This window comes from Vibrio sp. L85 (genome assembly GCF_963871815.1).
GTDB lineage: Bacteria > Pseudomonadota > Gammaproteobacteria > Enterobacterales > Vibrionaceae > Vibrio > Vibrio harveyi.
Window position 1 is genome coordinate 84,947 of the sequence record NZ_CAWMYL010000114.1, and the last position, 13,766, is coordinate 98,712.

13 protein-coding genes and 1 tRNA gene are annotated in these 13,766 nt (G+C 43.5%); 11 read left to right on the forward strand and 3 right to left on the reverse strand.

Features of this window, described 5'->3' with window-relative positions; translation table 11 throughout:
- Positions 1 to 83: 83 nt before the first annotated feature.
- Both lptF and lptG read left to right on the forward strand, forming a co-directional pair.
- Positions 84 to 1,184 carry an LPS export ABC transporter permease LptF gene (lptF, locus tag AACR11_RS12120; RefSeq protein ID WP_005448809.1) on the forward strand — a complete coding sequence of 367 codons (1,101 nt, stop codon included), beginning with the start codon at positions 84 to 86 and terminating at the stop codon, positions 1,182 to 1,184.
- 3 nt (positions 1,185 to 1,187) lie between these two features.
- On the forward strand, positions 1,188 to 2,258 hold the full coding sequence (gene lptG, locus AACR11_RS12125) for an LPS export ABC transporter permease LptG (protein WP_005441983.1): 1,071 nt from the start codon (positions 1,188 to 1,190) through the stop codon (positions 2,256 to 2,258).
- Positions 2,259 to 2,331: 73 nt separating this feature from the next.
- Here lptG and AACR11_RS12130 read toward each other — a convergent pair whose 3' ends face one another.
- Positions 2,332 to 2,811 carry an RDD family protein gene (locus AACR11_RS12130; RefSeq protein ID WP_005448808.1) on the reverse strand — a complete coding sequence of 160 codons (480 nt, stop codon included), beginning with the start codon at positions 2,809 to 2,811 and terminating at the stop codon, positions 2,332 to 2,334.
- 245 nt (positions 2,812 to 3,056) lie between these two features.
- Here AACR11_RS12130 and AACR11_RS12135 point away from each other — a divergent pair, with 245 nt between their 5' ends.
- Positions 3,057 to 3,722 carry an SDR family NAD(P)-dependent oxidoreductase gene (locus tag AACR11_RS12135; protein ID WP_029790581.1) on the forward strand — a complete coding sequence of 222 codons (666 nt, stop codon included), beginning with the start codon at positions 3,057 to 3,059 and terminating at the stop codon, positions 3,720 to 3,722.
- Positions 3,723 to 3,898: 176 nt separating this feature from the next.
- Positions 3,899 to 3,983, forward strand: a tRNA-Leu gene (locus AACR11_RS12140).
- A 189-nt stretch (positions 3,984 to 4,172) separates the two neighbouring features.
- Here AACR11_RS12140 and AACR11_RS12145 read toward each other — a convergent pair.
- The gene (locus AACR11_RS12145; protein WP_029790580.1) at positions 4,173 to 5,843 is read right to left on the reverse strand and encodes a hypothetical protein; all 1,671 of its coding nucleotides are present in this window, start codon (positions 5,841 to 5,843) and stop codon (positions 4,173 to 4,175) included.
- 30 nt (positions 5,844 to 5,873) lie between these two features.
- Positions 5,874 to 6,323: a type III secretion system chaperone gene (locus AACR11_RS12150; RefSeq protein WP_005448805.1), complete on the reverse strand. Its 450-nt coding sequence runs from the start codon at positions 6,321 to 6,323 to the stop codon at positions 5,874 to 5,876.
- 404 nt (positions 6,324 to 6,727) lie between these two features.
- Here AACR11_RS12150 and AACR11_RS12155 point away from each other — a divergent pair, with 404 nt between their 5' ends.
- The 7 genes from AACR11_RS12155 (at position 6,728) to AACR11_RS12185 (ending at position 13,418) form a co-directional block, all read left to right on the forward strand.
- Entirely contained in the window at positions 6,728 to 7,033 is a 306-nt protein-coding gene (locus AACR11_RS12155) for a PTS sugar transporter subunit IIB (RefSeq protein WP_005448803.1), read from the forward strand.
- An 88-nt stretch (positions 7,034 to 7,121) separates the two neighbouring features.
- Positions 7,122 to 8,456: a PTS sugar transporter subunit IIC gene (locus tag AACR11_RS12160; RefSeq protein WP_029790579.1), complete on the forward strand. Its 1,335-nt coding sequence runs from the start codon at positions 7,122 to 7,124 to the stop codon at positions 8,454 to 8,456.
- A 47-nt stretch (positions 8,457 to 8,503) separates the two neighbouring features.
- Complete coding sequence (locus tag AACR11_RS12165) at positions 8,504 to 8,815, forward strand: PTS lactose/cellobiose transporter subunit IIA (RefSeq protein WP_029790578.1); 312 nt, start codon at positions 8,504 to 8,506, stop codon at positions 8,813 to 8,815.
- A gap of 10 nt (positions 8,816 to 8,825) precedes the next feature.
- On the forward strand, positions 8,826 to 10,148 hold the full coding sequence (locus AACR11_RS12170) for a 6-phospho-beta-glucosidase (protein ID WP_017187878.1): 1,323 nt from the start codon (positions 8,826 to 8,828) through the stop codon (positions 10,146 to 10,148).
- A gap of 17 nt (positions 10,149 to 10,165) precedes the next feature.
- On the forward strand, positions 10,166 to 10,921 hold the full coding sequence (gene chbG, locus AACR11_RS12175) for a chitin disaccharide deacetylase (protein WP_029790577.1): 756 nt from the start codon (positions 10,166 to 10,168) through the stop codon (positions 10,919 to 10,921).
- Between the two features lie 102 nt (positions 10,922 to 11,023).
- Complete coding sequence (locus AACR11_RS12180) at positions 11,024 to 12,022, forward strand: LacI family DNA-binding transcriptional regulator (RefSeq protein ID WP_079324345.1); 999 nt, start codon at positions 11,024 to 11,026, stop codon at positions 12,020 to 12,022.
- Positions 12,023 to 12,167: 145 nt separating this feature from the next.
- Entirely contained in the window at positions 12,168 to 13,418 is a 1,251-nt protein-coding gene (locus AACR11_RS12185; RefSeq protein WP_009698789.1) for an HD-GYP domain-containing protein, read from the forward strand.
- Positions 13,419 to 13,766: the final 348 nt, after the last annotated feature.

Here is a 13,766-nt window from a genome sequence, read left to right on the forward strand (position 1 = left end):
ATAATTTTTAAAAAAATAAATGGTTCAACGGGAAACTATAGTGATTCGACCAAAAAAACAAGTTTTGTATAGGTAATTTCAGCGTGATTATTGTTAGATATTTGATCCGCGAAACACTCAAGAGCCAATTTGCGATTTTCTTCGTGCTTTTTTTGGTGTTTGTGAGCCAGAAGTTTATCAGTGTTCTTGCTGATGCTTCGGACGGGGATATTCCTGCTGGGTTAATTTTCTCAGTTGTTGGTTTAAACATGCCAGCAATGGGGCTATTAATGCTGCCATTAAGTTTGTACATCGGCATATTGATCACATTTGGTCGTTTATATGCGGAAAGTGAAATCGTGGTGATGAACGCGACGGGTATCGGGAATAAGTTCCTGGTACAAGCTGCGTTGTACTTGGCGATCATCACATCGGGTGTGGCAGCGTTCAATGCATTATGGCTATCGCCTTGGTCACAAGACCGTGTTGAGCAACTTTATGAGCAAGTCGCAGCAGAAAACAGTGTCGACTTATTGAAGAAAGGTCAGTTCCAAGGCACGCCAGATGGTTCTTCGGTTGTCTTTATTGATGACATCAAAGACAGCACGTTAAGTAATGTGTTTGTAGCACAGATGCGTCCGCGTGATTCCATCTTACCAAGCGTGATGTTTTCCTCTTCTGGTGAAGTAAAAGAACTGTCGGATGGACGTCAGATCATCACAATGCATGAAGGTACGCGCTATGAAGGTGTGCCGACTCGTGTTGAATACATGGTTACTAAGTTCGATCAGTACGAAGGTTTGATTGGTCAGCGTGAAGTGAAGCAAAAAGGTCGCGATTGGGAAGCGTACCCAACGGCAGACTTGATTGGTCACCCAGATCCTGAAGCGCAGGCTGAGCTGCAATGGCGTATCTCGTTGTTCGTGTGTATTCCACTATTAACGATGCTGGTTATTCCTTTGTCGGCAGTGAACCCGCGCCAGGGACGCTTTGCTAAAATGGGACCGGCTATCTTGATTTACTTGGCGTACTTCCTTGCGATTAGTGCAACGAAATCCGCGCTAGAAGATGGTGCTATTCCTGCTGCTATTGGTATGTGGCCAATTAATGCCATGTTATTGATTGTCGCTATCTTGGCTAACATGATGGACAGTGTTCCAGCTCGACGAATTAAAGACAAATTCCGCAAGAAGAGGCTCGCGTAAGCTGTGTTCAAACTCTTAGACCTTTACATCGGTAGAACGATCATCTCTACCACAGCCTTGGTTCTGGCGACTTTCGTCGGCTTGTCGGGCATCATCAAGTACGTAGAACAGTTGCGTAAAGTTGGTCGTGGTGCTTACGACCTAATGCACGCGCTTTACTTTGTTTTGCTGAGTATTCCTCGCGATATCGAAATGTTCTTCCCAATGGCGGCGCTGCTGGGAGCCTTGATTGGTTTGGGCATGCTTGCTTCAAGTTCTGAACTTGTGGTTATGCAAGCCGCGGGTTTCTCTAAGTTGGATATCGGCTTATCAGTACTTAAAACCGCAGTACCTCTAATGCTTATCGTTATGACGCTAGGTCAATGGGGCGCACCAGAGGCGCAAAAGATGGCGCGTGACCTACGTGCATTTGCTCTATCTGGCGGTAGTATTGTGTCGGTGCGGGCTGGGGTATGGGCTCGTGATGCCAACGACTTCATCTTTATCGGTAAAGTGGAAGATGACAAACTCTACGGCTTGAACATGTGGCGTTTCGATGAAGATAAGAACTTAGACAAAGTTATCTTCGCAGAAGAAGTCGACTACCAACAAGATAACAACTGGTTGATGCGTTATGTCCAAATCACCGATATGGAAAATGAAAACGTCATTACCAAGCGCGATTTAGAGCAGATGGAATGGCACACCTCATTAGCACCAGATAAGTTGGCGGTGGTAACGGTGAAACCAGAAGAGCTTTCTTTAAGTGGCTTATATGACTATGTGACCTATTTGAAAGCCTCGGAACAAGATGCTTCGCGTTATGAACTCGCATTTTGGCGCAAGCTATCTCAACCACTCTCTATCGCAGTAATGATGCTGATGGCGTTGTCGTTTGTTTTCGGTCCATTGCGTAGTGTCACCATGGGTGCAAGGGTGCTCTCAGGGGTAGTTGCAGGTTTTACCTTCTACATATCCAGTGAGTTCTTTGGACCTCTGACCTTGGTATATGGCATTCCGCCAGTGTTCGGCGCATTAGCCCCTAGCTTAGTGTTCCTAGCAATTGCGGTATCCTTGCTAAGAAGAAAGCTGTAGGTTTTCAAAAGCGATAAACATAAAAAAGGAAGGCACTGTGCCTTCCTTTTTCTATTCTGCTTGCGCGGTTTCGCTATTTTGCTTTCGGCAAGACAACGACTTCGGTTTTTGCCCAAATGTCGTGGAAGCCACGTTTTTGTGGGTCGATTGGCACAGTCAAGTTAGCCAAACCAAAGCCCGACGTACCTAAACGAATTAAAGCCTGAGTAACTGTAATTGGCGCACCATCCTTACTGTTACGAATTTGCATTTTCCAAGCTCGCATGCCCAGTGTTTGTCCTGCGCGGGTCCAGAAGAATACAAAGAAGTAGATCCACACCACAGCCAGATACAGCGTGAACAATGGGCTTAGAACTGGATGCTTTCCTAGCATATCTGCTGCATCCACATATTCCCCATAACTCAGCAAGCCTGCCGCATTAAGCGCAAAAACAATCGCCATTACTACGCCTGCTGCCATCATCTCAATCGCTAGGATGATCAGCGTGTCGTAAAACAATGCTGCGAGTCGACGGAAAAAGCCCGCTGGTGGAAGAGTTGTAGAAGTCGTCATAATTCCATCACTTACCTTTAAAATTGTGCGTCAGAATATAGATTCCATTAGCTTGTGAAAAGAGAGCTAACGCACAGAGTCTTCAATTGTGGGCAAATCACAAGTTTGAATACGACTCTATCGCTAATCAACTATCCAACAAAGTAACCGAGTTCAAACTTCCTATCATGCAATCTGTGAAAGCATCAAACATGGGTTACTTTGCTTAGAACACAAGATTACGAATGACGTGATAGAGGTACAAGATGATCGTAATTACAGGCGCGAGCAGTGGCTTAGGGGCGCAGTTAGCTAAGTTGTATGATGCTCAAGGCGAAGAAACACTGTTAACTGGTCGCAGCGAAAAGAAGTTAAATACGCTTGCTCAACACCTCTCGAGTAAAGCTAAGGTAAGAAGTTGCGATCTTATTGACGCATCTCAAGTCGAGAAGTTGTTTGATGAGTTGCCTCAAGTGCCTTCAACTCTGATTCATTGTGCGGGAAGTGGTTATTTTGGTTTGTTAGCCGAGCAAGACCCACAAGAGATTCAAAAGCTGATTGAAAACAATCTCACTTCAGCAATTCATGTCTTAAGAGAGTTGGTAAAGCGTTATCAAGATCAGCCGGTAAATGTTGTGATGGTGATGTCGACAGCGGCACAACAGCCTAAGGCACAAGAATCGACCTACTGTGCGGTGAAGTGGGCTGTCAAAGGTTTGATTGAATCCGTTCGTATGGAATTAAAAGGCAAACCAATGAAAATTATCGCAGTGTATCCTGGAGGTATGGCGACTGAGTTTTGGGAGACGAGTGGTAAGTCTTTAGACACTAGTAGTTTTATGAGCGCAGGTGATGCAGCGCGGATGATTCATGGTGCGCTATCTAATATCGGTAATGGTTACATTTCGGATATTACCGTTAACCGTTTATAGGACTGAATGGTGGTATTACAACAAACCAAAACGGCAGACTGAGCTAAGATGAGATCTCCTTTGTCACACTTTGTGGCGAAATTATCAGCAAACGATAGTTATTTAAGGTTTTTCTGCTTGCGCAGGTCAAAAGCTTACGTATAATGCCAACCATCAAAGGGCAATAGCCCAGAGATGCCGGTGTGGTGAAATTGGTATACACGACGGATTCAAAATCCGTTGCCTTCGGGCGTGGCGGTTCAAGTCCGCCCACCGGTACCATATTCCAAGACAGAGCCTCGACGAAAGTCGGGGCTTTGTTGTATCTGAGGTTTGTGAATTCAAATCCAGCATGATGATCAAGGTGGTAGTTAGCGGGATTATGTCCCTAAAAACTGACGCATTTCAGGCTAACAAAAAGCCTCGACACTATCGAGGCTCGGTTATTTGTTGGAATCTTATTACGCGGGATTAAAGAGGAGCGGCTCGATAGTCGACGTTAATTGGTCCATTTAACTTGGCATCAATTTGGCTATTGTGCGCTGCTATCGTTAGATTGACCTCAAGATGCAGCGAGCTTTTATCCGGATCTAATGGCTCTTCGTTTAAACCAATCATCATTTTAAGTTGCATGTCCAATTGGGCATGAAGTTCCATTGTGCCATCTTCTTTATTGTACAAATTGAACGTGGATGTTGGGTCGCCTATTGGCGTGATGCCTTGTTCATTCATTAAAGAGATAAGGACGCTTGCAAACAACTCTTGGTTAGCAAAGTAGCTTACGCCTGTCGGCATTTTACTGATGTCATCTAATGTTGAATCTTCATTGCGACTAATTTGTGCACCATCAACTAGATAAGTTGCACGATCAAAGTCTTTCTCAAACTGCTCACTGCGTTTTTCATCCACTTTTGCGGCTATTTCTTTGAGTGCATTGGTGACGGCTGTGGGGTTAGTCAGCGTGACATATTGTTTGGTTTGCGCAGCAACAGGCTCTTGAGTAAGCCCACAATCGTCAAGATTTAAGTGGTTGTCATTGGCTTGCATCGTCAAAAAAGCAGAAGCAAACTCAGGATCTGATGCTGAAATCTTACCAGCACCAATACCCTGTCCATAGTAACTAACCCAATCATTTAAACGTTGCGATGCTTTGTCACTACCATGTGCGCGTTTATCTAACTCTGTAATTAGTGCATCAAGCAGTGTTTCAGTTCGACACAGTTTAGTCAGTGTTAACAACTGCTCTTCATGTGGAATATCGGCTTGCTCTAGGTCATCCATTACTTGCATTTTGAATCCTGGAGAGTTGAGCAATTGGACCAGTTCTTTGCTGGTTGGATGATTAAGAATAGAGTTGAGTAAATCGCTGGCTTGAGTCTGAGATAAGCCTTGCGTTAATTCAGACACGATACGTTGCTGGTAACCACTCTTGTCGTCAGCGCCAAGCTTTTGCTTATCGACATCAGCTAAGTCAAATTGCGCGCGTAGCATGATCTTTTGCGCACAATTATCGAGGTTGTGAAGTACTTGATAATGATCTTTCTGATTGAATGCATCCGCTACTTGGTTGAAGTCTTCTTGAATACCTTGTGGAAGACGATGTATGTCATCAACAACGGTTTGGGCGATCTCGGCAATTTCTCGTTGAGTCAATTGATGGTGTTGTTTGTCGCATGCCTCGTGAAGTAAGCCTTCAAATTGTTTTCCTGCTGCATTATTTGGAGCCAACCATTGCTCGTGGTCGTTGTTAGCAAGTAATTTTTGAGCGCCATTTGGAGAGGCAATAAAATCATGAACGGCTTGGGCATTGAAAGCGGTCATGGCCTTGCTGATGGCATTCGCCTCACCAACAATGGTCTGGATGACTTTTCCGCTTAACGGCTTACTACCGGAGGTAATATCTAACTTAGAAGCTAGATGTGAGGTGATATCACTTCCGTACTCTTTCTGTAATGAGTTGAGAAAGAGCCCCATGGTTTGAAGGTTAAGATTGGATTGAGTTTGAGTGTGCTTTGCAAAAGGAGAAAGCGTTTTGCCTTCAAAACGACCACTTTTTAAAGTGACCTCTCCTTGATTGTTTTGATTGGCAACCACAGTGTTATTTTTAGCAACACTAAGAAACTGTTGTAGTTGTATAGCCATATCGGTATCTCTATAAATTCTTGAGGAAAATTAAACGCAGATAGCAGTATTGAGCATGCTATTTTTAGGGGGCGAGTCCTCTTGGGTACTCTCTAGCAAATGACGGCATTTCTCTGTTTGACTGATGAAACACGACAGTGCGCTTTCTAGGTCAAACACAGTACAAAGACCAGCATCCACGCTGTATGTCAAAACGATACTCGCTGTGTGAGTTTCAAGGCTTAGAGACATATTGAGTTCTTTATATAAGGCTTTATTGAACTGCATTAAGCTTGATAATTGTTTTATGCCTTGTTGGGAACTTAATGGTCCTACTAGCGATGTCAGGATCAGCCGTTCACGTTTAGGGTCCAACTCGATGTCTAGCAAAAGAGTTTCATCAACCATCAAAGTACAATGCCCGTCTTCGTTGGGCTGGAGTGTGTCGATGCCTAGGTCTGTAACTAATTCTTGAAATAATTGCTCAATTAATGTGCTCACGTCAGCAGTCTCAATGGTTTATTTAGTTGATGGCAATGTATAAGAGCTGTGTCGAGAAATCTGTCAATGACGGTTGTGATGTTTTAGGTTACTAAGAGGATTAAATAGTTAATGACATGAAATTCAAATGATTATTATCATGGTTTTTATGCTTCTAAATAGCGAGGTTGATAATAAATTTCTTGTTTTTAATTTAATGTTTTAATTGAATAAATATGAAAATTGTAAATATATACTTAGCTTTGTCTTTTCCTGTCTAATTCCTATTTTTATGTAATTACTCCTTTGTTTTATATTGAAAGTGAGATCTTGTTCATACTCAATGCAACCGGTTGCGCTTTTTTGTGTTGGTTATTTTTGCTACAGTTTTTGTAGTTCGAAATTTACACAATGGGAGCAAGGCTATGAAAAAGATCCTCTTATGCTGCAGTGCTGGAATGTCGACCAGTATGCTAGTGAAGAAAATGGAACAAGCTGCTGAAAAGCAAGGGCTTGAGTGTAAGATTGATGCACTGTCAGTTAATGCGTTTGATGAGGCAATTAAAGAGTACGATGTCTGTCTGTTAGGTCCGCAAGTGCGATTTCAGTTAGAGGAGTTGCGCAAAACAGCACAAGAACATGGTAAGAATATTGATGCAATCTCTCCACAAGCCTACGGGATGATGAAAGGAGAAGAAGTACTCCAGCAAGCTTTAGAACTTATTAACTAATTCAATAATTTTAAATAGAAATAAGAGTTGCCACTAAATATCAATATTTGGTGTGGGATTCTTTTGTCTGAAAATAAGGATGGATTCTATGAAGCTCTATGATGCGATTATAGGAATAGTCGAAAAACATATAGCCCCAATTGCAGCGAAAGTAGGTAATCAGCCTCATGTCAGAGCAATGAGAGACGGATTTATTGTGGCAATGCCGTTTATTATTGTTGGTAGTTTTATCTTAATTTTTGCTTTCCCACCATTTGCTGAAGACACGACGTTTGCACTAGGACGAATTTGGTTGGATTTTGCGACCACGCATTTCGATACCATTATGATGCCCTTCAATATGTCGATGGGCATCATGACCATATTTGTCTCGCTTGGCGTCGCCTATAGTTTGGCGAAAGCGTACAAGATGGACGGTATCACCAGCGCCGTATTGTCTTTGATGTGTTTTTTGCTGGTAGCTGCACCTGCAAAAGACGGAGCGCTTGCTATGAAACATATGGGGGGGACCGGGATCTTTACAGCGGTAATGTGCGCCTTCTTTGCTGTTGAGCTATACCGCTTCATGAAAAAACACAACATTACTATCCGCATGCCAGAACAAGTACCACCTGCGATTGCTCGCTCTTTCGAAGTTCTTCTTCCGGTACTGGCTGTATTTCTAACACTGTACCCATTAAGTATCTTTGTTCAAACTCAATATGACATGTTGATCCCTGATGCAGTGATGGCGATGTTTAAGCCATTGATCAGTGCTTCCAACACCTTACCAGCAATCATCGGTGCATTGCTTGTGTGTCAACTACTTTGGTTTGCTGGTATTCATGGTGCCGCAATTGTGGTTGGTTTATTGTCTCCAATCTTCCTAACCAACATCAGTGCCAACATTGATGCGTTTGTCGCGGGTCAACCAATTCCAAACGTATTCACTCAACCATTCTGGGATTTCTACATCTTTATTGGTGGTTCGGGCGCAACGCTTGCCCTTGTTATGTTGATGTCATTTAGCCGCTCTGCTCACCTAAAGAGTATTGGTCGCATGAGTGCGGTACCTGGTTTTTTCCAAATTAATGAACCTGTGATTTTTGGTAGCCCAGTCGTAATGAACCCAATTCTATTCATTCCATTTGTGTTTGCACCAATCGTCAACGCAACCATTGCTTACTTTGCAGTACAACTCGGCTTTGTTGGTATGGGGGTTGCGACCACGCCATGGACGACTCCGGCGTTAATTGGTGCCTCATGGGGGAGCGGTTGGACATTCTCACCTGTGCTGTTGGTGATTGGGCTTCTGATTCTTGATCTCTTCATTTATCTGCCGTTCTTCAAGATGTTTGAAAAGCAGGTTATGGAACAAGAGTTACCTACGAGCAAAGAAAGTAAAGACGCTGAACAGCCATCAGGCGAGGGCGTGACAGCTTAATCATGATTTGGCTGTCGCTTGGCAGCCTTCATTTCCGGAGAGAAGAAATGGAACAAGAACTAGTCGTAATGGAAATTATCTGTAATGCAGGTGAAGCCAGGAGTTTGAGCTACGAAGCGTTGCGTCTATCGAGAGAGAAAGATTTTACCGCCGCAGAGGAAAAGCTTTCTCAAGCAAAAGAGTGCATTAACAAAGCGCATCTGATTCAAACCCAATTGATTGAAGAAGATCAGGGGGAGGGCAAACTGCCAATGACTCTTGTTATGGTACACGCACAAGACCACTTAATGACAACCATCTTAGCGCAAGAAATGGCAGTGGAAATCGTTGCGTTGAACAAGCAGTTAGCAGCGAGATAAGGACGGTACGATGCCAAGAAATGCAATCAAACTCGCCATTATAGGTGGTGGAAGCAGTTATACCCCAGAGCTTGTTGAGGGGGTAATTAAGCGTTTGGAGTTCTTGCCTGTAAAGCAGATGCACTTTGTCGATATTGAATCAGGTGCGGAGAAATTAGAGATCATCAAAGGCTTAGCACAACGGATGATTGATAAAGCAGGAGCTGACATTGAAATCAAAGCCGGCTTTGATCGTCGTGAAGCGATAAAAGATGCAGATTTTGTAATGACTCAATTTCGCGTTGGCGGACTAACGGCACGAGCGAATGATGAGCGAATTCCAATCAAGTATGACGTTATCGGTCAGGAAACCACGGGTCCCGGAGGTTTTGCAAAAGCGCTGCGCACTATTCCTGTTATTCTCGATATCTGTAAGGACATTGAAGAACTTTCTCCACACGCGTGGATGTTGAACTTTACTAACCCTGCAGGTTTGGTATCAGAAGCGGTCAGTAAATACTCCAACGTAAAAAGTATAGGTTTGTGCAACGTTCCTGTATCTATGGAGATGATGATTGCCGAAATGATGGATTGCGAGCCAAAAGAGCTTCAGCTTGAGTTTGCTGGTTTAAACCATCTTGTTTGGGTGCTCAAGGCTTGGTTGAAAGGAGAAGACGTTACGCAAACCGTTCTGGAAAAAGTTGGGGATGGTGCCAACTTCAGCATGAAAAATATATGGGAAGAGCCGTGGGATCCTGCGTTTCTTAAAGCGCTTGGAGCCATACCTTGTCCGTATCATCGTTATTTCTATCAAACAGATGCGATGCTAGCGGAAGAAAAGCAGAGTGCAGGAGAGCAAGGGACACGTGCTGAGCAGGTGATGGAAACAGAAAGCGCATTATTTAAGCTTTACCAAGATCCTAATTTAGACCACAAGCCAAAGGAATTGGAAGAGCGAGGAGGCGCTTACTATTCTGACGCGTCGTTGAATCTCGTGGATGCAATTTACAACAATCGTAACAGTATTCATGTAGTGAACGTGCTAAACAATGGTGCTATCAATGGCTTACCGGATAGCGCGGTGATTGAATGCAGTGCAGTGATCGGCAGTTGGGGAGCGAAGCCGCTGGCAGTTGGTGAGCTGTCTAGCAATATCAAAGGACTACTTCATCAGGTCAAAGCTTATGAACAGCTCGCTATTGAAGCTGCAGTTGAAGGAAGCTACGAAAAAGCGTTAATGGCGTTAACCAATAATCCGCTTGTTCCTGATATCGGACGGGCTAAGTCCATTTTGGATGAGATATTAGAAGTAAACGCCGCGTATCTGCCTCAATTCAAATTGACGACTTTGTAAAGTAAGGAACCGCACCAATGAAAGTGATCTTTAACGCAGATGATTTCGGTTTAACTCCGGGTGTGAACAAGGGAATTATCAAAGCCCATCAACAGGGTGTGGTTCAGTCTACAACAATGATGGTGGGAATGGATGCTGAGCGGCACGCGCTTGATTTAGCAAAGCAGAACCCAAATTTGAACGTTGGTGTGCACCTTCGTTTTACTACCGGTATTCCTTTAACGGGACATCCAAATCTTACTCGTGGTCAAACTCAGTTTGTTAGTTACGATGAGCTATGGAAGATACAAGATTTCGAAGAAGAGGTGGTCTATCAAGAAGCGGTGGCCCAGGTGGAAGCATTTCTTAAATTGGGTCTGCCACTAAGTCATTTAGATAGTCACCACCATGCGCATACACATCCACAGCTGCTTCCGGTGATTCGAAAGGTTGCTCAGAAATACAAAGTACCTTTGCGTGGTAGCGGTTTGTGCCACATAGAGAACAGTGTGAAGTATTACTTTACTGCTGAGTTCTATGATCAAGGGGTTAGTTTGGAAGGCATTATGAAGCATTTATTGAGTTTGAAAGCTCAATATGACGTAGTTGAAGTGATGTGTCACCCGGCGGAAGCGGACCAATCTCTATTGTCGAAAAGTAGCTACGCCCAACAAAGAGAGGTGGAACTTCAAGTCCTGACTTCTCCCGTTTTTAAACAAGAACTTGCTCAGCATGGTATGGCAATCACGGATTACTCTGCTCTCGTTTCTTCAAGTGGAGTCGCCAGTGTATGATTAAGGCTGTCAGCATCGCCCCCTATACACCTTACGATTTGCTGGCAGCCACTTTTCGCTAAGTCATGATTAACAAAACAGGAAGTTGGATTAAGCAGCATTATGGCAAGGATTAAAGATGTAGCCGAACTCGCAGGAGTAAATCGCTCAACGGTTTCTCGTATCATTAATGGAGAAGGGAAGTTCCGAGAAAAAACGAGAAAGAAAGTCGAAGCTGCGATGGCAGAGCTCAACTATCGCCCTAGTGCAATCGCGCGTTCACTCGCGACCTCTTCTAGTAATATGGTTGGCCTTTTGGTGACGTACTACACGGGTGGGTTCTTTGGTGAAATGATGGAACAAGTGCAGACTGAGTTGGATATGCACAAGAAGTTCCTCATCACGGCACAAGGACATCATTCAGCGGAAGGGGAGCGAGAGGCAATTCAGCGTTTTAATGATTTGCGCTGTGATGGTTATGTGCTCCATAGTCGTTATCTTTCTGATGATGATTTGAGAGAACTTGCCAAACTACCAACACCATTTGTACTGCTCGATCGGTATGTCGAGGGCATTGAAGAACGCTGTGTGACCTTTAACCATCATCACGCGAGCCGAATTGCTGTTGAGCATTTAATCGCTGGTGGCCATCAAAAAATAGTTTGCATCGCTGGTCCCTCTCAACGCCAAAACAGTTTGTTGAGAAAGCGAGGTTATATTGATGCAGTGAAAACGGCGGGTATAGACATCGATGAGAGTTGGTGTGAAGAAGGAAACTACGGTCGTCAAAGTGGGTACGATGCAATGGCTGCTCTTTATAGAAGGCATCCCGATTTGACCGCAGTGTTCTCATGCAGTGAAGAAATGACCGTGGGTGCCATGCAGTTTCTTCATGAGCATCGTATCTCCGTACCGAAGCAAATCTCATTGGTGAGCTTCGACAGTGTGGATTTGTGTGAAAGTTTGTACCCAACTGTGTCAGCGGTACATTTCCCGATCAGTGATATGGCCAGAGTAGCGGTGCAAACGTTGATAGGCTTAATAAAAGAGCAACCATTGATGACTCAACCCGAATTTGAAGCACAATTAAAGCTGCGCAAAGCCGACCGAATAATTACTTAGTTTCCCTTTCTTATCGACCTGGTTAGTGCAACTTTGTTGACGACATGCACAGAGGTGCTTGATACATCCTCCTTATTGATGAATTCATTTACAAAATTGACTACTATTATAGGCTTATCAGGAAAACCGAATCAGTAGTGGAAAAGTGGCAGCAATTAAACTTACAGTGGATCGTATTCAGCCCGGGTTACATATCCGTCTTCCGCTAAAGTGGAATGATCACCCATTCCTACTCAATAGCTTCAAAATCAAAGACCAAGAACAAGTTGAGATGATTCGTCATCTTGGTGTGAAGTTCGTTTATTTCAATCCCGAGCAAAGCGATGCGTCTCCTTTACCTGCAAATCAACCTCAGGTTGAAGTAACGCAAGACAATACATTAGATCTTGAAGCGCAAAAGCTTTGGAAAGAAAAGCAAAAACGCATAGAAAAGTTAAGCGCGTATCGACGCCGTGTCATTCAATGTGAAAAAGAGTTTGAGCGTTCACTTGCGAGAATGCGTTCAGTGATGACCAAAATTCGCAACCGCCCTGTCGATGCAGTAGGGGAGGCACAACAACTGATCGATGACATCGTTGATAAGTTAATGTGTGATGACAATGTGACACTGCACTTAATGAACGGTAAAAACGAGTTTGAAGATATCTACTTCCACTCCCTTAATGTTGCGGTAATCGCGATGATGATTGGACGTGCGAAGGGGTATTCAGCGGAGCAACTTAAAGCGCTTTCTTTTGCTGCTTTGTTCCATGATATGGGCAAAATCAAAATTCCAACCGCTATATTAAGGAAGCAAGTTCCACTCACTGAACCAGAAAGCAATTATCTAAAGCTACATACTAAGTATGGCTTGGATATGGCTAATCAAATTGAAGACTTTCCTGACAGTGCAAAAACAGTGATAGCGCAACATCATGAATTGCGTGATGGCTCTGGCTATCCTGAAGGTTTGAAGGGAGATGAGATTGATGAACTCGCTCAAGTGATTATCGTTGCGAATGCTTTTGATAATTTATGTCACACCTCGATTGCTGCTGAACAAAAAATTCCATATACGGCGCTTTCCCACCTCTATAAGAATTGCAAACACTTATATAAAGAAGAGAACCTCAACATCCTTATTAAGTTTATGGGGGTGTTCCCACCGGGAACAGTGGTTCAGCTCTCCAATAATATGGTGGGATTGGTTATCTCTGTTAATGCGTCCCACTTACTATTTCCAAATGTACTGGTCTATGACCCAGCAGTTCCAAGAACTCAAGCGCCAATCATTGACCTTGCATCAAAGGACATAAAGATAGTTAATGCGATTCATCCGTCTAAATTGCCGGAGAAAATCAAAGAATACCTTAATCCACGTTCACGCATTTCTTATTTCTTCGATAGTGATGAGTAGTTATCCACAGCTTTTTGTGGGTAAATTGTAGAAATCCTGAGTGTTATTTCTGGGTAATTTTAAGGTTGGATAGAAAGTATCCATTTGGCATGTTTTTTTAGAAAAAATGCATTTTTAGTATTGCCAAAGAAAATCTTCTCCCTATAATGCGCATCCATCGACACGGCAGGCGCCACAAGGCTTCAGCAGGGTCGGAGAGGTGAAAAGCTTCTACGAAAAATTAGTTGAAAAAAGTGTTTGACACTCTCAATTATCTCGCTAGAATGCCCCTCCGCTTTGAGAGAAAAACTTCTCGATAAGCAAGCTCTTTAACAATATAGACCTATCAATCTGTGTGGGCACTCGTTG

Bases quoted from the DNA above. Each gene is read 5' to 3' on its own strand.
- AACR11_RS12130 (WP_005448808.1), bottom strand. From the start codon at position 2,811: ATGACGACTTCTACAACTCTTCCACCAGCGGGCTTTTTCCGTCGACTC.
- AACR11_RS12135 (WP_029790581.1), top strand. From the start codon at position 3,057: ATGATCGTAATTACAGGCGCGAGCAGTGGCTTAGGGGCGCAGTTAGCT.
- AACR11_RS12145 (WP_029790580.1), bottom strand. From the start codon at position 5,843: ATGGCTATACAACTACAACAGTTTCTTAGTGTTGCTAAAAATAACACT.
- AACR11_RS12155 (WP_005448803.1), top strand. From the start codon at position 6,728: ATGAAAAAGATCCTCTTATGCTGCAGTGCTGGAATGTCGACCAGTATG.
- AACR11_RS12160 (WP_029790579.1), top strand. From the start codon at position 7,122: ATGAAGCTCTATGATGCGATTATAGGAATAGTCGAAAAACATATAGCC.
- AACR11_RS12165 (WP_029790578.1), top strand. From the start codon at position 8,504: ATGGAACAAGAACTAGTCGTAATGGAAATTATCTGTAATGCAGGTGAA.
- AACR11_RS12170 (WP_017187878.1), top strand. From the start codon at position 8,826: ATGCCAAGAAATGCAATCAAACTCGCCATTATAGGTGGTGGAAGCAGT.
- chbG (WP_029790577.1), top strand. From the start codon at position 10,166: ATGAAAGTGATCTTTAACGCAGATGATTTCGGTTTAACTCCGGGTGTG.
- AACR11_RS12180 (WP_079324345.1), top strand. From the start codon at position 11,024: ATGGCAAGGATTAAAGATGTAGCCGAACTCGCAGGAGTAAATCGCTCA.